The sequence below is a fragment of the Pedobacter zeaxanthinifaciens genome (assembly GCF_003313335.1).
Lineage (GTDB): Bacteria > Bacteroidota > Bacteroidia > Sphingobacteriales > Sphingobacteriaceae > Pedobacter > Pedobacter zeaxanthinifaciens.
The window spans coordinates 186,179-210,991 of the sequence record NZ_QMHP01000004.1 but is presented as its reverse complement, the minus strand read 5'-3'; the positions used below and the strand labels follow the sequence as shown (position 1 = coordinate 210,991).

The following is a 24,813-nucleotide window of genomic DNA, read 5'->3' as shown; positions in this document are numbered from 1 at the left end:
AATGAAAAAGTATATTTTTAGGACGCTCACTTTATCGCTCACCATAACGGTCTCTTGCTTCCTATCCATTTCAATGGCTTTTGGACAAGAGAAATTGACACTACAAGAGGCCATTAGCTTAGCATTAAAAAACAACTACGACATCAAATTGGTGAAAAATGATGTTGCCATTGCCAAGAACAATGCCAACCTTGGTAACGCAGGTATGTTGCCTTTAGTTAGCGCTGATTTTAGTACGGGCGGCAGTAGACAAAACACAGTACAAACTCAAGCTAGCGGTACCGAACGCCGAATAGATGGTGCAAGGAACAGCAATATGGCTTATGGCGTGGGTTTAAATTGGACCGTTTTTGATGGCTTTAGCATGTTTGCCAATTACGATAGGCTTAAGGCGCTACAACTTCAGGGCGAAAAAAATGCCACCGCACAAATTTTTAACACCATAACCGACGTACTAAACGCCTATTACAATGTAGCCAAACAGCAGCAGCTAGTAATTGCCGCCGATAGCACTATTGACATTTCTGCCTTTCGTTTACGCATTGCCGATAATAAATTAAAACTGGGCAGAGGCTCTAAATTAGATGTGTTAGCAGCTCAGGTAGATTACAATGCCGACACTTCTGCTTATTTGCAGCAAAAAAACCTACTTAACAGCTACATGGTAACACTTAACCAATTGTTGGCACGAGACGTGAACACGAAATTTACCGTTGAAAATTACTTTGAAATAGATGGTGGACTAAATTACACCACATTAGCATCGCAATTGGAGCAGTTAAACCCAAACTTACAAAGTGCCGTGTTGAACAAAAAAATTGCCGAACTGAACTTGAAACAAGTGCAAGGTAATAGGTATCCTCAAATAAGTATAAACAGTGGCTACGATTTCAACAAAAGCGAATCGCCAACGGGATTTAACACCCAATTTAGGGCCCGTGGTTTTAGCTATGGCTTAACGGCAAGCATTAATATCTTCAACGGATTTTTGCAAAGACAGAATGAACGAAATGCAAAAATAAACATTAGTTCAGCGGAGTTACAAATAAGCCAAACAAAGCAAAATTTGAGCGCACAACTCACCACTGCTTATCAGGATTATACCACTTTTTTAGAATTGGCAAAATTAGAACAAGGAAACGTAAATATTGCGAATCAAAATCTGGATATCACCTTAGAAAAATACAGATTAGGAAATATTACGCCTTTAGAATTACGTGAAGCTCAGAAAAATGCAATTGATGCCAACAATAGGTACCTAGAAATAAAATATCAGGGAAAATTGGCAGAAATTTACTTAAAACAGCTTAGCGGCACGTTAAATTTGCAATAATTTTTTATTTTAGTTGCATGATTTTAGTTGCAGATAGCGGATCGTCCAAAACCGATTGGATGGCCTATAGTCCCGAACAAACTTTATCGTTCAACACCCAAGGAATTAACCCCTATTTTGCGAATGCGCAAGACATTGTAAGAATACTTTCAAAGCATAAGGATATTGCTTCAATTGCTAATGAGGTAAAAGAAGTTTACTTTTTTGGAGCTGGATGTTTAAACCCAGATAAGCACGAAATTGTATCCAACGGACTTTCGTCTTTCTTTAAAAATGCTTTCATTAGTGTTGATCACGATTTACTAGGCTCGGCTTACGCTACCTGCGGTGATAAAAAAGGCTTGGCCTGTATTTTAGGTACCGGCTCCAACATTGCCTACTATGATGGCGAACACGTTTTTGATGGCAAACATGGCTTAGGTTACATCTTGGGCGATGAAGGTTCAGGAACTTATTTCGGTAAAAAAATGTTGATTTCCTATCTACATAAAACCATGCCTGCCGATTTGCGAGAAAATTTCGCTATGGATTTTGATGTGAATAAAGACATGGTGATTGAAAACATCTATCAAAAACCATTTCCAAATTCTTATTTGGCAACTTTTAGCCGTTTTATGATAAAAAATAGGCAGCATCCATTTATCCAAAAAACATTACACGACGGTTTCCAAGAATTTATTGACACCAACGTAAAAGATTATAAAAACTATAAAACCTTGGAGTGCAATTTTGTAGGCTCTATTAGCTATTACTATCAAGATGAGCTTAGGGCTGTATTTGCTGAAAACAACTTGAAAATTGGCAAAACACTTCAAAAACCTATTGAAGGTATATTTGAGTATATCCTGAAAAGAGAAGGAATTTTAGAAAAAGCTAGCTAACTATTGGTTGGCTTTTTCTTTACTTGAATTATTACGTTTATCGTAAGCTTTCTTTAATCCGTAAGCAACACCCGCAGCAATAAGAATGCTGGCACCGCCATCAATCGGCACATCATCAGGGTTGTAGCCTTCACATCCGGGCTGCGGCGGTAGGAAAGGGTCGCAAGGAGTATCTGCTGCATTTACGTGCATACTAAATAAAAGAACTGATAAAACACAAATAAAAGTTGCCCTGTAAATTATCTCAGCTACGCTACGCCTCACGGTAAATGTTTATTTGAAACAAAATTTTTATTATACGGAATATTAATCCAATGCAATTATAGGTGTTTTTTAGCTCAAAAAAGAATTTTATTTTAAAAAATTTCTTTTTTACAACTCTAAAAATCAGAATATTACCCTCCTGTTATTCAATAATTAATATGCCGCCTTATAATTAACTTCAATACTCATTACTGACACCTTATTGCGCTCCACCTTCACCGCATTTATCAAACCATTTCCATCGAAACTATTGGCAAAAAACAGCCCATCTGGCTCCGAGGTAAAAACTGAATAAGTACCTTCAGGCAATTCGCAAGCAAATATTCCTTCAGTGTTTGATTTAACTTTTTTAACAAGCGTAGCGTTTATCTTTTTAAATAAAGGAGCTTGTCCCTCAACCTTATTAAAATTTACCGCTTCATAAATGAACAGTTGCCGTTCTACCCCTCTTCCCTTTGCTAAGTTAGGTTCCTCTGGAGATGGCATCATATTTCCTTCCAACCATTTTACCGTCCCTTTAATCCCTTGATTCACATTTTGAAGCCCGTCTTTTTGAGAAATGCAGCTTGTTAAGATCATTACAAAAAATAAAATTGTAAGCTTTTTTACAGAAGTCATCTAATTATGTTTAAAATTGCTTATAAGTTAAGAAACTATTTAAATTTCGGTAAAACTTTTTACTTGTCGGCACCACTTGTAGAATGCTTTTTATGCTGAGCTATTTCTATAAACTACCGGACAAAATATAATTGCTGGAAAAGCTTTAGATGGTTCTATCTATTATCTGAATTTATATGTGTAAGTCAAGGCATCATTTTTCAGTTTTGTTGTTAGCGCTCTTAAGCTTAGCTATAAGAGGAAGTGTTTTTGCACAAGCCAACAAACTTAACCAAACCAACACCTCATTTTTAAAAGAAAATGCCGTAGCGCTTTACGACAATGAGCAGAAAAGAGTTAGTAAAGCCATAGCTATGGCAGCGGAAAAAGGCTGGGAAGTTTTTGGAACTACTAAGGATGGAAGTACTTTTATTCTTTATGGGGTAGATGGCTTTGGGCTTCCCTTATACAAATACACGGAAAACAATAAGGTTGCTGCAGCCACAATAAACACCAATAAATTGTATGCTGGAGGTGGCCTGGGACTGAGTTTAAATGGCAGCACTTTACCTAACGATAAAATAGCAATTTGGGATGGTGGCGCTGTGTTAACTACCCACGTGGAGTTTCAAACCAACAGAGTGGAAGTAAAAGATGGAACAACAGCAACCTCAACCCACTCTACCCATGTTGCTGGCACAATAATGGCCGAAGGGAAGTACGAAAATGCTAGGGGCATGGCATACGGCCTACCCAAGCTGCTATCCTTCGATTTTAATAACGACAATTCGGAAATGTCGACCTATGCTGCTAATTTATTGATATCTAACCACTCCTACGGTACTATTGCCGGTTGGTACGAAAATACCGGCACTAACCCCAGTCGATGGGAATTTAGGGGGCAATTTGGCGCTAACGAAGATTATAAATTTGGCTATTATGATAGTGACGCTAAAGAATGGGACAGGATTTGTTACAATGCCCCATTTTACTTGCCGGTTAAATCGGGAGGTAATTATCGAAATAGCAATGGCCCAGCCGTGGGCGAACTTTATTACCGATACAATGCCAGCGGCACTATGATTAATGCCGGAGCCAGACCTGCGGGAATTTCAAACAACGATGGCTATGATATCTTGGGTACTTACGCGGTGGCTAAAAACATCATGACTGTTGCCGCAGTTAACCCTCTTCCCTATGGCACAGTAACACCTAATGATATCACTATTTCATCCTTTAGTGCTTGGGGACCTACAGATGATGGTCGTATAAAGCCTGATATTGCAGCAGATGGCGTAAACGTAACCTCAACTAGCAGTGCTGGAAATGGCGCCTATACTACACTATCAGGTACCTCTATGGCTGCTCCAAGTGTGAGCGGATCATTAGCGTTGCTACAGGAATTGTACTTCCAGAAAAACAACAGCTTTATGCGGGCTGCCACTTTGAAGGCCCTTGCATTGGGCACAGCAAGTGAAGCAGGGGCTTTCCCCGGACCAGACTATATTTTTGGTTGGGGATTAATGAACACCGCAAGTGCCGCTAAAGCTATTTTAAATAAAGGTGGCAAAAGCCTGATCAATGAAAAATCACTTACGCAAGGCGGTACAGAAACCTTTACTGTTACTGCCTCAGGAGATGGGCCTTTAATTGCCACAATTTGCTGGACCGACCCGGAGATTGACATTATCCCCATAGCGAATGCACTAAACAACCGCACATTACGATTAGTAAATGATTTGGATATGAGATGCATTTCGGGTACTAACAGTTATTTACCTTGGATATTAGACCCCAATAATCCAGCGGCAGCTGCAACAACTGGCGATAACTTTAGGGATAATGTAGAGCAAATTTACATTGCTGATGTAGTACCTGGCCAATCATATACCTTTACCATATCTCATAAAGGCACCTTGCAACGAGGATCACAGGCGTTTTCTGTAGTGGTTACGGGCGTTGGCGGAAAACCTTATTGCGCCTCCGCACCTAGCTCGGCCGCAGATTCGAAAATTACTAGTTTTAGCTTGTCTGATGTAAACTATACGGCAACGGCCGGATGCACCACCCTGAGTGATTTTAGCAACCGAACAGTTTCGCTCGAGATAGCCAAAACCTATCCTTTGACTATCTCATTAGGCACTTGCGGCAACAACTTTAATAAGGCTGCAAAAGTTTACATCGACTGGAATGCTGATGGAGACTTTGATGATGCCAACGAATTAACAGCAACAACAAACATAATTAGTGGCAACGGAAATTATACAACCAATATTACGGTACCAAACAATGTAAGTGTCAATACTTTTACCTTGTTAAGAATTGTACTTGCCGAAACTAATGATATAAGCACTATAAACGCTTGCGGCAGCTATGCCAAAGGAGAAACGCTAACTTACCGCGTAAAGCTCATCAATTCGAGCACTGATGTAGGGATATCAAACATTATCCAACCGGTAAATAACTGCGCCAACATTCAGCAAACGGTAAAGGTGATGGTGCGCAACTACGGATCACAGGCAGTTGCCAATGTGCCAGTTACAGTAAGCGTTTATGACGGTACAAACTTGATCAGCACCCTTTCCGGAACTTACACCGGCACACTCCAACCAGCAGAGGAAAGGGAGTTTTTGCTGCCCGGAAGTTTTATCGCCCAAGCTGGAAAAACCTATAACATTAATGCTAAAACTACATTAAGTGAGGATGTAATTGCTGCTAATAATGAGTTTAACGCCAGTCAACAAATAGCACTAGCTACCACACTTAGTAATGCAAATGCCATTTATTGCAACAACAGCAACCAATACCAGTTGTCGGCGGCTAGTGATGGCGTGGTATACTGGTACAAGAGCGCTACCGATGTAAACCCTTTCGCTTACGGCAATAACCTTAGCACGGCTAATGCACCTACAGGTGGCAAATACTATGCAAGCGTAAACGATTACAGCAGTGCTTTGGGACCAAAAGATAAATATGACACCCGATTAGGTACAGGAACCTACTTGCAAACTACAGGTGCGGTTAATGTAACGGTACTTGCTCCTATGCTATTGGAAAGTGCTAAATTGTATATTGGCCATGCCGGAACCATCAGGTTTTATGTACAAAATAGTGTGGGCGTAGAGGTATCAAGTACTACGCTACAGGTAACCGCCACAAGAAGTACGCCTGTACTTGGCACGGCTACCAACGATTTAACCGACCAAGGACAGGTGTATACTTTGAACTTGAAGTTTCCAGAAGCGGGCAACTATACCATTTACACCGCCTATGAAAATGATGCTACCATCTTTAGAAATAATGCCTTGCCAAGCTCAATTTATCCTATCAGCTCGGCTTTAGGTATTTTTAATATTGTGGGCAATAATGCTACCACGCCTGGTTCTTTTTACTATTATTTTTATGATATGAAGATAAAGGCTTTAGGTTGCGCCTCCGCTGCCCGTATCGAAGTGCCTTTTGCCAACGCAGGAATTACCCAAATTGGTGATGAACTTGTATCTAATTTCAGCAACAATAACCAATGGTACTTAAACGGCGAAATAATTACAGGTGCAACTTCGCAGCGATACAAACCACTAAAAGCGGGAAGATATGCGGTTCAAACCAATATTCTCTCTGGTTGTACGGTGGTATCAAACGAGCTTTTATATCTTCCAAAAGATAAAGGCGAAAGCAGCTTGAAACTGCAGGTATTCCCATTACCAACTACAGATCGTTTAACTGTTGCTTTTGAAATTACTGAAGAGAAAAATGTCCAGCTTACGCTATTCAACATTGTTGGACAAAAAGTTTTGGAAAGCAAAAAAGATGCACAAAAAGGGGTTATCATCGAAAACTTAGATGTATCTAGGTTACCTAGCGGTACCTATGTGTTAAAAATAAAGGTTGGCGATGACACCTACACGAAGAAAATCATGGTATTGTAGGTCATGGATTGTTAGATTTCGTGCCTTTTTAATATCAGGAACACTTATTTAACGTTCCGTTGCGCTTGTTTAACCCGCGGTTGCGCTTATTTATCGCAACGTTGGCATCCGGAAGCGCAACGTTGGCATCTTGAAGTAATAATTTGCGCTTCCGAAGCGCACCGTTCCGCTTTTAGACCGCAAAGTTCTGCTTCGGAAGCGCAACGGAGCATTAAATTAATGGGTCGGAGCATTGCAGCAGCTCGTTGTTGCGTTAAAACTACTGGACATCACATTAAAACAATACGCCATTTCATTAAAATATTGCTTGATATCCTTAAATTAATGGTTGGGAGCATTACAATAGCTTGAAGTTTGAGTTAGCCTAGCATATTGAGCAAAGGAGGTCCCGAATTGTCCATGCGTCCTTATTGTTCGGAATAAGGTTTTGCATGCGATAGCGCTTCGAATCTTCGCTTCAGCTAATTTTCGGGGCTTTATTTTTTTGCAATCAAAAAGCATTTCGATGATTAGAGATGATTTTTTAATTTGACCTTTGGTTGAGTTAATTGATGCCCAATTAAAACATCAAAACCATTGGGCTTTAAAAAGCAAAAGGGGCTGCAAAAACCACAGCCCCTTTTCTATTTCTTAAAATGAGATTTATTGCTTAGTAACTTTAATTTGCCCTACTCGCTGAGTGCCATTATCGTAAATTTCAACAACATAGGTACCGCGTTCGTAACTCGCAAGGTTAAGGTCATATCCAGCTAGGAGCTGCTCTTTAGCCACTGTTTTGGTAAGCAACACTTGACCACTTACGTTAACAACCTTTAAAGTTTGTTTTGCCCCAGCTAACACCCCATTAAATCTGATGGTTACATTAGCAACTACCGGGTTTGGATAAGCGCTCACTTTTTCAGCGTTATCGCTTACACCACCGCTATAATTAATCACCTTTGGTTCGATTTCGGTCAGTTTGTTATCGTTATCAACTTGAACTAGCTTATAGTAGTTATTTCCAATTAAAGGACTTCTATCTATGAAAGTGTAAACCCCTGCCGTTCCTTTAGAAAGTTCAGTGTATAGCTGCTCATACTTCTGATTTTCACCAGCTCTTTTCAATTCAAATCTATTATTATTGGCCTCATTTAAGGTGGTCCATTTTACCAATACCCCTTGCGCAACTTTAGTTGCCGTAAATGATTGATAAGTTACCGGAAGTGTAGTTGGCGCCTCAAAAGAAACGCTAAACCTATTGGTGCCATAACTTGCGGCTTGCGTTTTATCAATTGTAAATGCATGTACGTAACCCGATGAAACCGCTGTTGAAGTACCTAAGAAACTGTCATTAAGTTTTACCAAATACCCAGACGGTACATTTTGATAATCTACAAATAGCTGATAGTTTCCATTCTTATTGCTTTCGCTTACGTTAAGCTTAACACTTGAACCATTTGCTACTTCAGGCATGTAGTTGATGGTTAAGTTTCTATTATCGCTCGAAAGACTTGACAAAAATAGCTTCTGCTCAGAGGCATCTGACAAATAGGTAGCATCTTCAGTTACGTTGTACGCTGCAGATTTACCCGCTTGGAAAACTACAGCAGTTTCCTCTTTGTAAGGCAAGCCATTTCCAGTTATCGATAAACGCACCAAAGTAAATGGCGTTGATTGAATGCTTGGTGAAGCAACATTAGCTACCGCCACATTTTCTAGCGAAAGTGTATTGTCAACAGGAGTAGACATCAATAAAGGCGATGCTTGAGTGCTGATTTTTGCACCTTCAGTAAATGTTAAACTACCTGAACCACTAGTCTGAACAAAGAAGCCTTGCCCTGCCGGGATGATATTACTTGCCACACCAGCTGGTACGCCAACTGCACCATCATAAGTAGCATAACTTCTAGAAGCTGGGTTCCAAATTCTGATAATATTATTTGTTAATCCTGATTTGGTGATGCCAGCCGAGTTCCAATCAATACTTGAGGCGTAAGGATTACCCACCAAATTTCCGCCGCTTGACAATGAAACCGCAACATTTTGTTGGTTCAATACGCCCACAAAATCCAATACTGAATTTTCTGGATCAACATATGGCGAAGTAAGTTTCCCTGAAATGTTTGACCTATCTCCCCTGTAATAAAGGTATGAGCCTTTCCCTACATTAACTGCGGTATTGATATTTGTAACAGCTACGAAACCTGCATTATAAGTCCACGCACTTGCAGAGTTTACCGAGCTGTTATCGAAGCCGTTGATGCTACCTCCGGTTCCCGTTACGATCATATCATCAATAAATTGGTTGAAACTGTAGGTCCTATTGGAAGGGTTGCCATTATCATAAACTGGCGATGAGAACATTCTAAAAGTTCTATAAGGATCTTGAGTACCTCCGGTAACAAAACGCTGTACAGTAACATTTCCAGTAATTGCTGCCCCTGAGGGGATAGCCGCTACCCTACCCGTACCAGAAGCGCTAGACAGTATGGTTAGGTTACCGTTTGCATTTAATGTAGTGCTTGCCCCCATATTTAATACCCCATCAGTCGCAATGGAGAAACTTCCACTAGTTAGTGTTTTTGTACCACCGTTAGTAAAAGTAACATTACTGAACTGAATTTCTGTACCAGCGTTGCTTAAGCTTTGCGTGGTGCCATTGTAGGTAATGTTTACGGTACCTGCTCCCAAACTGAAAGCACCGCCATTTACCGCAAAGTTTCCAGCTACATTTAAATTTTGAGTGCCGCTAGTTTTGTTCACCACTACTGAACCCGTAGTTTGGGTATAATCTCCTGTGATGGTTGCGGTACCGCCAGTTGACGCTAGGTTTAATGCACCACTACCAGTTGAGGTTACTGTGAAATTTCTGGCAGTAAAATTATTTACCAAAGCAGGCGTACTCGCTCCTGTTTGAGCAGTGTTATTCCACACAAAATCTGAAAACGTTTGATTACTTCCCAGTACGTCACCTGCAAAAGTAGTATAGCCAATTACCTCGCAAATAGCACCCGTGTTCCAAGTAGCAGTAGGGATAGTTCCAGCAGTGGTGGTGAAATTATGTTGATATTTTCCTCCATTATCCACTTGTAGCACACCGCTAACAGTAATTGGTCTGCCGTTATTTCTTAAGGTACCTTGTACAATAAATGCCGGACCGCTAGCTATTGTTAATGTTCCACCAGTAAGGGTAAGCTGGGCATTACTTTCAATTAATACATCGTCCACGGTTGCATTAGCAGTAACACTAATGTTATTTCCCGAACGTACAGTAACCCTAGAAGCCGTATTTGTAGGCACTAAGGTAGACGGTTGCCAGCCCGATACTCCATTAGCGGATGTTTCCCAACTGGCAGATGTATTCCAATTGCCTGTTGCAACGGCACTTCTGAAATAATCAGTAGCGCTACTTGCAGTGACCACCAATATGCCACCAGTAGTGTAGGCCGTTTTAGTGCCGTCGGTAATATCTGTGGCTGTTAAAGTATTGCTATTGCTAATGGTATTTAACCTTACCGTGAAGTTAGCTTTTACACCACTTGCCAAAGGCGCATTTGCTGGCATCACCCCAATAGCATCAGTTGAGGTTATTCCCACCACATCAGTAACAGTTGTTACGGTGTTGAAGGCAGCATCAGTTGCCCTAACCGTGATGTTGAAGTTTACCCCAGCAGCTTGATTTGAAGGCGTACCAGTTTTTCCATTTGGATGTCCAGCAACATAGGTTTCTCCAGGCAAAATAATCAGCAATTTGCTAAAGGTATTGATATTGACCGCGAACAAAGCACTTTGGCTTGCGGTTTTAGTATTGTCTGTTTGATCAGCTACAGTTAATCTTTTATTCACCGTGGCAGCGCCTATACGATAAGTAACTGACGTTGTTAACGTTCCCGCCGATAAAGCAGTAGCAGCCGGAAGCTGTGCATAAGCATCATTTGTAGCTGTAAAATTAACTACATCAGTAACCGTATTTACAATGTTCCAAGCAGCATCTACAGCATTAATGGTGACATTAAATGGCGTACCCGCAAGTTGAGCAGTTGGTGTACCTGTTTTACCTGTAGTTGTACCAGGTGCCGCAGTTTCGCCCGGTAATAAAAGCTGTAACTTCACAAATGCTCCGGTAGCCACATTTACGCTTGCACTGTTAGCCGAACCGCCAGCAGTAACGTTAGTTGCGGTAATTGTTGCAGCTCCAACCGATCTTAAAGTAATGCTGAAATTGTTTTTTGTTCCTGCAACTAAAGGAGCATTAGCTGGAAGTACCGCATTCACATCACTTGATGTAATTTGTACCGTATTAGTATTGGTAGTAATTCTGTTCCAATTAGCATCCACAGCGTTAACTGTAATATTAAACGCTGTACCAGCAACTCTCGCTGTTGGCGTACCCGTTTTTCCGATAAGTGTACCAGGTGCAGCAGTTTCGCCAGGCAGCAACACTTGCAATTTTGAATATGCGCCTACGTTTACCACAACAGTAGGGCTAGTGCTAGCTGTTTTTGTTGGATCAGTAATATCAGATGCCGTAAGGGTCCTATTTCCAGCAGTAACTAAACTCACATTAGTAAGTACCACCTCACCTGAAGGATCCATGGCAAAATCTGCCGGCATGGTTGCATTGGCATCAGTTGATGTTAAGCGAATAGTATGTGAAATTCCTGTAGCAAGATTCCATGCAGCGTCTACAGCTCTGACCTTAACGGTGAACGGTGTTCCCGCTACTTGAGCTATGGGCGTACCCGTTTTACCCGTAGTAGTACCCGGTGCAGCGGTTTCTCCAGGAAGTAATATTTGTAGTTTTGTGAACACCCCACCAATTACGCTAATGGTTGATGAACCGGCACTCACCCCACCAGGATTAGTGGTGTTGGTAGCGGTAATGCTTATCGAACCAGGGGTAACCAAAGTAACATTAAACGCTCTGGCACCATTGGCGGCAAGTGTATTGTTAGCCGGCAAAGTTGCTGATGGATCACTAGAAGTGATATTAATGATATCTGCGTTACCTGAAACCCTATTAAAGTTAGCATCTACGGCATACACCGATGCTAAAACAACTGCCCCTGCATTTACAGCATTAGGCGTACCTGTTTTACCCGTAGCCGTTCCAGCAGCTAAAGTTTCACCTGGAAGTGTTACCAGCAGTTTGCTAAACGTACCGGCAGCTACCACAACAGCTGGGCTGGTGCTTGCCGTTTTTGTACCATCAGTAAAATTGGTAGCAGTAATGGTTCTATTGCCTGCAGTAACCAAGGTAACGGTAGAAGCACCGGAGAAGTTAGCCACACCATTTACCATATTAAGGTTGGCCGGCATGGTAGCATTGGCATCGGTGCTCGTTAAACGAATTTGATCAGTAACTGTAGTAATGATATTCCAAGCCGCATCAACCGCGTTTACTGTTACGTTAAAAGATGTACCAGCAACCTGACCAGTTGGCGTACCAGTTTTACCGGTGGTTGTACCAGGGGCAGCAGTTTCGCCAGGTAAAAGCAACTGCAGCTTAACAAAAGGCCCTGCTACTACGTTTGCCGTTCTGCTATTTGCTGGCGTGCCTAGTGTAACATTACTTACATTCAGCGTAATGCTTCCCAAACTACGTAGGGTAACATTAAACGCTCTTGTACCAGCGGCTAGGGTATTGTTGGCTGGCATAGTACCATTCACATCATTTGATGTAATTTGTATGGTATTGGTATTGGTTGTAATTCTGTTGAAATAGGCATCAACGGCATTAACCGTAATGGCAAACTGCGTACCCGAAGTTCTGTCCGTAGCCGTACCCGTTTTTCCGGTAAGTGTACCGGGAGCAGCAGTTTCACCTGGCAATAATACTTGCAATTGTGAGTAGGCTCCCGTAGCTAAAGCGAAAGTTGGACTAGTACTTGCTGTTTTTGTACCATCGGTGATGTTAGTAGCAGTAACTGTTCTATTGCCTGCAGTAAGCAAAGTAACGGCAGAAGCACCAGAAAAGTTAGCCACACCATTTACCATATTAAGGTTGGCTGGCATGGTAGCATTGGCGTCGGTGCTGGTCAAGCGAATTTCATCAGTAACTGTATTTACCACATTCCAGCCTGCATCAACCGCATTAACTGTTACGTTAAACGCTGTACCTGCCGTTAAACCGATAGGCGTACCAGTTTTACCAGTAGTAGTACCAGGAGCGCCTGTCTCGCCCGGCAACAATAACTGAAGCCTAGCGAAAGGCCCCGTAACTACGCTAACGTTACTACTTGCATTGGCAGGTGCCCCAAGTGTTACATTAGTAGCGCTAACCGTAGATGTGCCAACGGTACGTAAAGTAATATTAAAGTTTCTTGTTCCCGCCGCTAAAGTGTTGTTAACGGGCAAAGTTGCGTTAGCATCACTTGAAGTAATTTGGACCGTATTTGTATTGGTAGTAATCCTGTTCCAATAAGCATCAACGGCGTTAACTGTTACCGCAAATTGAGTTCCTGAGTTTCTATTTGTTGGCGTACCTGTTTTACCCGAAACCGTACCAGGTGCGGCGGTTTCCCCGGGTAGCAAAACCTGTAGTTGTGAGTAGGTGCCCGCAACTTCTGATAAATTGGCTACTACAGTGTTGTTTACGAAACCAGCGATGGTGCCGCTATTGGCACCTGCAGTAGTGCTGCGTCTTAATGTGGCTATCGTTGCTTCATTTAAAGTTGTGGTAGATTGTACTGCAATACCTGAAATGGTAATGAAGTTATCATTTGCGGTAGTTCCAGTTACCGAGTAAGTAACCGTTACCAAATTACTTTGCACTAAGATAGATGCTGCTGTAATATTTGTACCACCAAAACTCACCGAACCAACACCTGGCTCAATTTGCCAGTACGTTTGGGATGGCACCAAATAAATTTTTCTGTCTGTACCAGGTTGGAAATCTCCGGCAGTTTGGTCGGCAATAATAATATCGCCTATGGCAGTATATCCTGCTGAATTACCGCCAACTGCCTTATCTGTTGAAATACCTACGCCACCTGTTGGCTGTGTTATCGTTACCTGCGCAAAAGTGCTTTTAACACTTACAAATAAAAATAATAATAATAAAAGGGTTTTTACCTTAGTAAAAATTTGCATATTCTCCTGTTTAGCTCTCTTCTGTTAGTTGATTTCTTTAAACCTTATAGCTCTGAAAATCAAATAATTTGGCTAAAATCGAAAAATTACGCAATTAAAACAATACCCAGAAATGGTTATAAATGCCTTTTTTTTACAAAACCGCATTTAAACGCAAAAAGAGTACTTTTTATTTCAGAAAGTAAAAAAATTTCTGAAATAAAATTTAGTTAAGTAACGGACTTAATCTTTCGAACCAGCCTAAAGCAGCTCGCTCATTTGCAGAAATAAATCCTTTTTAACCAGGCACTAATACCTTCGACTTACTTCTTAATGAGTTTAGCTGCTCCTATTTTTTTACTCGTTGCAGTATCTAACAAGGTAACAAAATAAACACCCGTAGGAACTGTGGAAAGTTCACCTTTAGCTCCGTTGATTATTTCTTCTTTCCCTGCTTTGATGCTGTAAACTTCTTTACCGCTCGCGTCAGTTATGTTAATTAGGTAGTTGTTAGAAGTTAAACTTCCGTTATATTTCAAGGTAAATGTAGATTGTACTTGCGTAGGATATACGACAACATCACTTGCCACAGATTTGTTTAAATCAAATTTAATGGCAACACGCTCAGTGTAGGTAGTTGCTTTACCATCCACATCAACTTGTACTAGCTTATAATAATTGTTACCGGCCAAAGGCGATTTATCTAACAAGTTGTAGTTACCAGAACTATTAGGCATTACCTTACCAATGCTGATGTATTGCTGCGTATCATCCGCTCTGAAAATTTCAAAATAGCTATTGTTCGACTCCGAAGATGTTTTCCAGTTTAAAAGCACACCTTCAGTTTTTTTAAGGCCTGAGAAATTACTGATCACTGCCGGCAGGGTTGTTACTGGAGCAAGCAACACTTCAAACCTTGTATTTCCAAAACTTGCGGCTTTAGACCTATCTACCACAAAGCTATATTCTACACCTTCACTAATATCTGTAATGCTATTAAGGTAGTTATCTTTCAGCTTCGCCTCGTAACCAGTAGGCAAATCTTCCAGATTAAAAGTAAAAGTATAGTTACCATTGTTAGCAACATCTACCCCCAATTTTAGTGATGGAACTTCAGAAACTTGAGGTAAATAGTTAATCGCCATTTTTTTGCCTTCGGCCGATAGGCTAGATAAAAACACTGCTTCGCCACCTGATCTTTCCACGTCGTAACCGGCAACAGTTGCCAATTCGCCACGTCTCAAAATCACCAATGTTTCGTCGCTATTTTCGGTATTATCTCTAGATAACTGCACTCGCATTTTAGTTGCTGGCTCAACAACAACTGGGTTGTTGGTGCTTTCCATAGTGCGGGTATCTAAATTTCCTGAACCTACTGCCATCAGCCTATTGAAAGATGCGGAAGATTGATTGGCTGCGCTAACTTTTGAAGCTTCGGTAAAAGTAACTGATGCGGCAGCGGTATTGGTTAACTGAACAAAAAATGCCTGACCAGAACCAATATATCTACTCCCATCGTTAATACCATACTCACCATTAAATACAGAATACTGTCTGTTTTTTGGATTCCAAATTTTAATTACACCACCTACATTTGTGGTTTTAGTTACCGCTAACCAATCAATAGTAGCAGCATAAGGATTTCCCAACAGGGTTGCACCAGTCAGCGGCACTGTAACATCCTGCTGAGTTAAGTTTCCTTTAAAAGTCATCACGGTTGATTCAGCATCCACGTAAGGTGCGGTAAACTTCCCTGTTACATTGCTTCTATCGCCCCTGTAGTAAATAAATGCACCTCTCCCTACGTTTAACGAGGTGTTAATGTTAGGTATTGGCGTAAACGCACCAATATAAGTCCATGCACTAGTTTCATTAGTCGTATTTACATCAAACCCATTTGCAGCACCACCAACACCTGTAATCAACATATCATCAATAAACTGTGTGAAACTATATTTACGACCGCCATCAACATTTGCATTAGTGAACGCAGTGGTGTTATCGTAAACCGGAGAAGAAAGCAACCTATTCGTTCTCCACATATTTTTATTTCCGCCTTGAATGTATTTTTCTACCGTTACCAATCCTCTAATAGAAGAAGTAGAAGGAATTGTAGCTACCGAAGCCGCACCATCTGCACTTGATTTTAACGTTAGTATGCCAGAGGTTTGCAATATAGTATTAGGGCCAACAGTGAGGAATTTGTTAATCGCAACGGCGAATTTTCCAGTACCCGAAAGCGTTTTAGTAGCGCCACCTGTAAACGTTACGGTCCCAAACATTACACCATTGCCAGCATCAGATCCATTATCTTGGATCAGCTGATCATTGGCACTATTGAAAGTGACACCTACCGTACCAGAAGTTAAATTGATTTTACCACCACTTGTAGTCCAATTACCAACCAATACTAAATTTCCAGAACCGCTAATATTGGAAGCTCTAGAATTAGTGAAGGCGCCATTTACAGTAAGTGTAACGTTAGAGTTAACAGTGATTGTAGGCGTATTGCCGTTAGTACCGCCAATAGTTAGGTTACCAATAGCAGTGCTAGTAGCAATTGTTGGCATTTGAGTATAAGTTTTGTTAACACCAATACGTACAAAATCATTAGCGGTAGGCGCTGTAGCGGGTGTAGAGTCGTCCGAAAGGCGCCAGTTAGTGTTGGAGCTCCAAACTGAAGTAGCACCTATCCAATCGTAAACTTTACCAGAAGCCGATGCCGGAGTAGTTGGGTTAACCACTGTACCTGAAGTGCCTGAATAATTTGAGCCGCTGCTTGCCCCTTGAAGAAGCGGAGCCCCGGTAACTGCAAATGTATTGCTGTTATTGGCAGTAGATAATACGTTAGCAGATAAGAACAAATATCCGCCGTTACCAACTGAACCATCGGCAGCACCAACCGACCAAAAACGGGCAAAGGGATTACTGGCACTTCCATAATACTGGATTGCAGCATCAAAAACATCGTTAGAAGCTAGGCTCACCAATTGCGTATCATCAGCATTTCCAAAAAAACTATCAGTAGATTTTTTAATTTTTACGGTTGCACGGTCAATGATGGACGTGATACTTCCCGATAAATCTACTTTGAATTGGTAGATATCAAAATAGCCTCGGGTTTGAAATTGAAGTCCATAAATTACAGCATTTTGTTGCCCAGCATAAAGCGGATTGCTAATACCATTAGATGAAGCGTTAGCACCAACAACCTGTAATTTCATGCTGTACATTTTCAATTCATCGAAAGCAAATCTACCAGCAGAAGCACTAGTTAGCTCTATTAAAGAACTATTGTAGGTTGCACCTCCACTTGGGTACCAACCAGTAGCCACTCTTTGAGTATAAGCACCATCTACCGCCAAAGCTGCATCGTCCATGTAAATTACCCAGCCACCATGTTGTTTTAAACGTTGTACCCTAATGGCATAGGTTTTATTTGCAACTAAATCCACAGGAACTTGAAAGCTCCAAGTATTATTTGCATTTAAGTAGAATATTAAAGATAACCTGTTGCCAATTTGAGTGATGTAACAACCAGAAGAACTGCTTTGATCGCTTTCTCTTACCAACCAATATTTCCAAGTATTACTTGCGTCAACGGTACTTTGGGTGTTTTTATAGTTGAAAGTCCATTCCCAGCCGAAGGTTTGATCACCTAAGGCTGTGCCACTATTTACCGCCGCTATTTTATAAGTACCTGCGCTACCATTGCCAGTACTTGATAAAGAATAGGTTCCAGAAATTGGCGAACTGTTTGAAACGGCTAATGAAGCGCTGGTGCTAGTTTGGGTAATTCCAGTACCCAACTGACCACCATCAAAATTATTGTAATAATAATCGGTTGCAGTATAAACTTGAGCGTTAACACTGAAAGCACAAACCGAAATAAAGAAGGCAGATACGGCTAATAAAAATGGGAATTGTCTTTTCATCGTTAGTGAAAAGACAAAACCTAAGCCATAACATGCCATATGCCTTATATCACATTACAACCTATATTTTTAAAACAAACCGGAATATCTTTAAATATATCACTGGAATAAATTCCACAACTTGAGCAAATTAATTCCCATACTTTTATTTAAATTTCAGTTCTTTTATTTCGAAAAAAGCAATTATAACCGTCCCTATTGCTTGATTATCTTCTTGCTCAAAACTATTTCGCCTACTTTTAAATTCTCTATACTTAGAATATACACCCCACTATTTAAACCTAAAACATCTAATAAAATCCCCTTATTAAAATCATGATCTGATGCCATTAAATTTTTAAGCACTTTGCCAGTTACATCTGATAATGTTAACAAAAACGTTCCTTTCAACGTAGTAGCTTTAACAAACAAATGATCTGTTACTGGATTGGGATAAACCTTGACCTCATAGTCACTCACGACACCAAAATCTGCAACCGCAAAAACAGTTTGAACTTCTTCTCCGTTGCGGTTCAGCAGCGCTAACTTATAGTAATTTTTGCCTATTGACGGTGCCGAATCCAAGAAAGTTTGATTTTTATTGACGTTGTCAGCGAAAGTTTCCATCAGGTGATAGTTTCCGCTCAAATCCATTCGATAAAGCAATAATTGCGCAGAAGGCTCTGAAATTTCGGTTGTCCAACTTAATGCAACGCCTTCTGTTTTAACTTTAGCGGCAAAGCTTTTGATTAGCAATGGTAATACAGCTGGCGGCTCAACTAAAATACTAAACCGGTTAGCGCCAAAGGTAGATGCCACATTTTTATCTATACTAAAATGATACAATTTACCTTGGCTGATGGGTGTAAAGGTTTGCAAATAGTTATCCTTCAGCTTCAGCTGATGAGAACCTGTAAAATCCTCCAAATTAAAATTCAACAGATAATTACCCGAGTTAGCTGCTGCAACATGTAAAGGAATTTCAGTAGATGAAGGCGGAAGCGGCATAAAGTTGATTGCCAGTTTTCGAGTACCTACCATGGTTGATAAATTGACCACTTCACCATCCAGATGTAGCGCATCGTCTGGAGTATAGGCTGGGTTAGCGCCATGTTTGAAGGCCAATACCGTTTCATCTTCACCAAAAGAAGCTAAAGGTTTAAACTTGACACGAAGCAACTGGTTCAGCAAAGGAATTGCATTTTCATTTTCTGCCAATGCCAAGTCATCGGTTTTACCATTTGACGACATGATTAATGTAGGCTGACTAACCGGAACAACTTTAATGGCTTCTTTGAACTTAATAGATCCCGCAGCGGTAGTCTGCACAAAAAACGATTGCCCCGACTGTATGTACCTGCTCCCACCAAGCGAACCTACCCCATTCGTGTAGGTTGCATAGCTTCGAGTTGCCGGATTCCAAATCCAAATGGCATTGTTTACATTCACTCTATCGGTACCCCAACTAGCTGCATCCCAATCAATTACTGACGCATACGGATTGCCCAATAAATGTCCACCTGTTGGTAGTGTAACGGTAACATCGCCTTGATTTAACACACCATCAAAGTCAATTACTGTATTTTCAGGATCAATATATGGGGCGTTAGTTTTTTGCTGGAAGTTTTCTCGGTTACCTCTAAAATAAATATACATTCCCTTACCCGCATTAACCTGAGTGTTGATGTTAGGAATAGGCACAAAACCTGAACTGTAAGTCCAAGCACTGGCATCTCCGCTGGCCGTAACGTCAAAGCCCGAGGCGCTACCTCCCGCTCCCGAAATAATGACATCATCAATGAGCTGAGCAAATTTGGCACTTCTATTTCCCTCGATATTCGTGTTGATGAAACTTGTAGTATTATCGTAAACCGGAGATGATAGCATCCGATTTGTACGGTAAGGATTTATACTGCCTCCCTTTAAAAAGCGCTCGACCTTCACCAAACCCTGAATGGAAGCGCCTGATCCTATAGGAGCAACATTTGCAGTGTTACTCTCACTGGATGCCAAGGTTAAAAATCCGTTGGCGTTAAATGCCGCAGCTGTTGCCGTAAGCAAACCAGTAATTCGTAAACTGCCATTTAAAGTTACACCTGCACTATTGTTAAACTCAACATCTTTGATTGTATTTGAAGAGAAAATATTAGCCGGGATAATTTGTGCAGCAGCACCATTTAAAGTGAGCTTACCGGCAGTAACGTCAATAGAATTTGTACTGGTCAAGGTGCCTGATACGCGTAAATCACCACCGCTATTTATAGTTAAGGTGCGGCCTGATTGCACTGTTAAGTTATTTGCGTTTACTGCAGTTGAAACTGTTGGGTTGTAGGTGGGCCCGGAAGTTGGAATAGTAACATTGACCGTATTTGTTGGCGCCACCAAGCCGCACCAGTTAGTTTGGTTGCTCCAGTTGGCATCTTTTCTACCTGCCCAAAGCCCCATATCGGTTTCTAAAGGACTTACTCTCACGGTTGAAGTTAAATTACTACATCCGCTGGGCGCAGTTAAGGTTACTGTATATATACCGATTGTATTTGCATTGAGTTCGATACCCGAAGGATTTTGTTGAGTAGAGGTAAAGCCATTTGGACCAGACCAAGAGTAAGTGGCCCCAACCACCAAAGGAGCATTTAAATTAAACGTGTAGCCAGCACATATCGGCGCTGTAGTGGTTGCTACAAAAGTTGGCTGATAAAGATTGGTAACTTCGGCTGCCGACAAAGCACGGTTATAAATTAGTACATCATCAATTGCGCCGTTAAAGTAAGCCTGTGTGCGAGCGTTAGATGGCCAATCTGTCCAACTATTATCCATCCTATCGTATCCAACCCGCCAGTAACCTGTATAAGTTTGTGCTGTAGTTACGGTATTATTGCTGGCAGATAAAACACCATCAACATATAAAAAAATACCTGATGCCGATAGGATACCCACCACATGGTGCCAATTGCCATCATTATAAGAAGTAGTTGAATTAATGGTTCTCACCACATTGGGATAAACTCCAAAATACAATCGCCCGTTGGGCACCATGTAAATATGGCGGTCGTGTGCGGTACTAGTTCCCGTTTGCGCATCACCGAAACTAATTAGCTTGCCACCATCTGTAGTAGTAGTTTTAAACCAGCATGAAATGGTAAACACCGAAGGTGAACTATAAGCATTACTGGTAGACATGTAATTACTTGTTCCATTTAGGCTATAGGCCCTGTTAGTATTGCCAAATCTATCTGTAGCAAAACTGGCGGTACCACCATTAAATTGCCCGTTATTGGTAGCAAGTTCATCATTTGCATTGCTATTATATCTATAATTCACTAAAATACCAGAGGGATAAGTTTGTGGGCAAGCCGTGGTGGCTGCATCTCCGGTTAGGGCTGTACTTAGTGCCTCTCTTAATGCAAAAACTTTATAGTAATAGCGTGTACTAGGCGAAAGACCTGTATCAGTATAGCTAGTAGCGTTAGCACCCAAAATAGTTCCAATTTGCTGAAATCCGGTGCTTGCGGATGAAGAGCGATAAACGACATAACCAGTGTTATCAGCTGAATTGTCGAGCCAGTTTAGTGTAAGGCGCTCAGGTCCTATAGCGCTGAAGGACAAATTAGTTGGAGCGGTAACTATACTTGCAAAATTGAAGTTGTCGTTTGTTGCTGGCTTTAGCACCACACCAGTGTTTTCAACGCTATAACTAACCGAAGATGCACTATTGGGCGAAGCTACGGTAACCGAAGCAAACTGATTGGCACCTCCAGAGATACCAATTGATGCACCCGGGCTTAAGGTAGGGGCAATATCATTAATGCGGGAGTAGCTGAAACGAATTACCCCATTTTCTTCGTACAGTTTTACCTGAAATGATATTCTTGATGCAGATGTAGCCGACCATTCCATATCTCTCCATTGAACAGTCAATACCCTAGTTCCCTCCGCACCTGATAGCGTGTAGCCAATATCACCTGCCAACAGCAAATTTATTATGCCCGGCTGTATTCTCAAATCATCCCATAAAGGAGCAATATATGGTCTATTATTAGCCAAGCTATTGTTTGGTAGCGAATTGCTGACATCTGCCTTCAATGCTATCCACCCGTTAGTGCTAATGGAAAAAGAAGTGTATTTAGCTCCCATGTACCAAAAATCAAATCCGATGGGGATACCGCTATTGCCATTATTGTAATAGCCATCATTAGTAGTACCCGTTAATGTAGGGATGGTAGGTGAAGACAGACTTACATAAGTTGCAGTTGGCTTAGTAAAGATATACTTAGAGATATCTTGAGCAGAGATGCCACCGTAAAAAAACAGAAAAAAGGAACATAGGGCCATTGCCCTGCGGATGGGTAATAGAGAAGCTGCCATAACATTTTATATTTAGTTGTACGGCATCTACACTTAATGAGTAAGCGCAACAGATAAGGAGCATCAATAGCATGCAAAAACCTAGGACCTGTTAAACAAAGTCACTAAATGCAAATGCATTAAAATAAAAATCACAGCACCTGTGCTTATAAATAAATTAGAGTTGAGAGACCGAGCATTAATTTTAAAGCGGACGGCATTTTTAATTCATTTTTAAACTCAAATGCTTAACACAATTTAAAAATATTACACGCTATTATGAAGCCAATAAGCTGATTGCAAGCCAAATTGGGTATTAACACAGCATATTCAGTATTTATACGTCGGATGATATTTACACCAAGTAGAAAGCCCACAAATCAGCACTGGGGAGTTATGGCGAGGAAGAAAATATAGAAGAATTACAAAAATTTACGCTACTCCCCTACAACGAAATGATTTCAATATAAATAGTTGGGCAGCCTATTTCTGTCTAGAGAATATCTAGCTTTCTAAAAACAACAAATTTCCCAACTCCGCTCCCAACTTTTTTGGGGCTCCAATTGTTCTATCCCTTCTTTCTCTTCTAAATTTCCATTATGATTAATGCCGTCGGCTACGCCACACCAAGGCTCTAAGCAAACAAAATCGGCATCAATCGCAGCCCATATCCCGAAATAGGGAAAGCCTTCAAAATGGAAATTAAGGCCGTTATAATTTTTAGTATTTAGTAACCGAATTTGATTGCTCTTAAGATTTTTGAATACCAGCGCATCTCCATAAAAAAGCTCGTGTTGTAGCGGCAAAATCTTATCTTTTAAATCAACGGTAGTCGTTTCATCGGCAATTAGATTTGATACGATGTGATGATAAGTCAATTCATCATCGTTGTTAAACTGCAAATAATAGTCGGTGTACACGCCTTGGTTATTTAACGGAGCGGCAAAAGCCGGATGCCCGCCAATGGAAAATAGCATTGTTTTGGTATCCAAATTCAACACCTTGTAGGTACATTTCAAACTGGCTCCGTGTAAGTGATAGCTGATGTTTAGCTCAAACTTGAAAGGATATTTCGCCAGTGTTTCTTCGGTATGATTCAGTTTGAAAGTTACTGCATTGCTACCAGTCACTTCATGTGAAAATTCCATGTCTCTGGCAAAGCCATGTCTTGATAAGTGATAGGTATTTCCTTGATAGTTGTAGCTATCGTTTTTTAATGCACCAACAATAGGAAAAAGTACCGGACTAAATTTCGCCCAAAAATTAGCGTCGCCATTCCACATATAGTTCACCTCACTGTCAATACCCACCACACGCTGCAACTCGGCACCTTTAGTAGAAAATTCAACTGCTAAATGTTCATTTTTTATAGCAACTATCATGAAATAAAAATAGACTTTTTAAGAATAGCATCCATCATTTTTAACAAATGCTAACATTTATCTTCAAGGCTTTGAATAAACACTAGGATCAATAATTTGTGGCATTTGTTTACCACTTAGCGCCGCAACCAAATTTTCCGCTGCCATTACAGCCATTTTCTCTCTGGTTTCTTCAGTAGCAGAACCAATATGTGGCAGCACACAAACATTTTCCATCTGTAATAAAGGATTATCTTTTTTCATTGGCTCCGGATTAGTGACATCCAAACCAGCACCCCAGATGATTTTATTTTGCAAGGCGTCAATCAAATCTATCTCATTGTGTATAGCACCACGAGCAGCATTGATAAAGATAGCGTTCGACTTCATTTTTTCGAAAGCACTTTTATCAAAAATACCTTTAGTTTCGCCGCTCAGGTTAGCATGCACACTTAACACATCACTTTTTTCCAGTAGTTCATCAAAAGATACATATTTGGCCTGGAGCTTTTCTTCGGCATTGTTGTTTCTGCTCCTATTGTGATAAATGATATTCATCCCATAAGCATACCTTGCCTTTTTAGCCATTTCAAACCCAATTCTTCCCAGGCCAAAAACACCTAGCGTTTTGCCATAAATTTCTTGCCCAAGGTTTTTCAATGGGTCGAAGAAAGTCCACTCGCCACGCTCAATAGTTTTGTGCATATAAAATGCTTTCCTAGCAACCGATAACATCAGTAAAAAAGCTATATCTGCAGTGGCTTCATTTAGCACCTCAGGCGTATTGCTTATTGGAACACCAAATTTGTTAGCTGCTGCAATATCTACTTTATCGTAACCAACACTCATTAACGCAATGGCGCCAATTTGCGGGCAAGATTTAAAAAAGTTAGCATCAAGTTGATTTGGACCCACACTTAGCAAAGCACAATGCCCCTTGCACATTTCTATAAGCTGTTGCTGGCTAAGATCCTTCGACTCCGTATAAACCGTGACATCAAAGCCTGCGTCATTAATCAATTTAATTGCATTATCGCTAATACGACGGGTAACTAAAACTTTCTCCATAATTTAAAGGCTTATAAAAATAACGTTTTCTTTGCGCCATTGTTTATTTTTTGCCACATTGCAATTAAACTT

Annotated in this window: 10 protein-coding genes; 3 read left to right on the top strand and 7 right to left on the bottom strand. The window is 40.8% G+C overall.

The genetic code is table 11. The annotated features are described in order from the left end of the window. Nucleotide 1 precedes the first annotated feature (1 nt). Nucleotides 2–1,333, top strand: coding sequence for a TolC family protein (locus DUT68_RS07955; protein ID WP_113637303.1), 1,332 nt, complete (start codon nt 2–4; stop codon nt 1,331–1,333). Nucleotides 1,334–1,350: 17 nt separating this feature from the next. Continuing rightward, nucleotides 1,351–2,214 carry an N-acetylglucosamine kinase gene (locus DUT68_RS07950; RefSeq protein ID WP_113637301.1) on the top strand — a complete coding sequence of 288 codons (864 nt, stop codon included), beginning with the start codon at nt 1,351–1,353 and terminating at the stop codon, nt 2,212–2,214. On the opposite strand, the gene DUT68_RS07945 is transcribed toward DUT68_RS07950, so the two are convergent. Continuing rightward, nucleotides 2,215–2,406, bottom strand: a complete 192-nt coding sequence (locus DUT68_RS07945; RefSeq protein ID WP_113637299.1) for a PID-CTERM protein-sorting domain-containing protein — start codon at nt 2,404–2,406, stop codon at nt 2,215–2,217. It lies immediately after the preceding gene. A 225-nt stretch (nt 2,407–2,631) separates the two neighbouring features. Beyond that, nucleotides 2,632–3,057, bottom strand: coding sequence for a carboxypeptidase regulatory-like domain-containing protein (locus DUT68_RS07940; protein WP_157960799.1), 426 nt, complete (start codon nt 3,055–3,057; stop codon nt 2,632–2,634). A 215-nt stretch (nt 3,058–3,272) separates the two neighbouring features. On the opposite strand from DUT68_RS07940, the gene DUT68_RS07935 reads away from it, so the two are divergent. Next, nucleotides 3,273–7,004 carry a S8/S53 family peptidase gene (locus DUT68_RS07935; protein ID WP_113637296.1) on the top strand — a complete coding sequence of 1,244 codons (3,732 nt, stop codon included), beginning with the start codon at nt 3,273–3,275 and terminating at the stop codon, nt 7,002–7,004. A 642-nt stretch (nt 7,005–7,646) separates the two neighbouring features. On the opposite strand, the gene DUT68_RS07930 is transcribed toward DUT68_RS07935, so the two are convergent. The 5 genes from DUT68_RS07930 to DUT68_RS07910 form a co-directional block, all read right to left on the bottom strand. Next, nucleotides 7,647–14,075, bottom strand: a complete 6,429-nt coding sequence (locus DUT68_RS07930; RefSeq protein ID WP_113637294.1) for a T9SS type A sorting domain-containing protein — start codon at nt 14,073–14,075, stop codon at nt 7,647–7,649. 302 nt (nt 14,076–14,377) lie between these two features. Next, nucleotides 14,378–17,989, bottom strand: a complete 3,612-nt coding sequence (locus tag DUT68_RS07925) for a T9SS type A sorting domain-containing protein (protein WP_113637293.1) — start codon at nt 17,987–17,989, stop codon at nt 14,378–14,380. A gap of 195 nt (nt 17,990–18,184) precedes the next feature. Further along, on the bottom strand, nt 18,185–22,333 hold the full coding sequence (locus tag DUT68_RS07920; protein WP_113637291.1) for a LamG-like jellyroll fold domain-containing protein: 4,149 nt from the start codon (nt 22,331–22,333) through the stop codon (nt 18,185–18,187). A 491-nt stretch (nt 22,334–22,824) separates the two neighbouring features. Beyond that, nucleotides 22,825–23,694, bottom strand: a complete 870-nt coding sequence (locus tag DUT68_RS07915; protein ID WP_237088290.1) for an aldose 1-epimerase family protein — start codon at nt 23,692–23,694, stop codon at nt 22,825–22,827. A gap of 63 nt (nt 23,695–23,757) precedes the next feature. Then, nucleotides 23,758–24,741: a 2-hydroxyacid dehydrogenase gene (locus DUT68_RS07910; RefSeq protein WP_113637290.1), complete on the bottom strand. Its 984-nt coding sequence runs from the start codon at nt 24,739–24,741 to the stop codon at nt 23,758–23,760. Between the last annotated feature and the right edge of the window lie 72 nt (nt 24,742–24,813).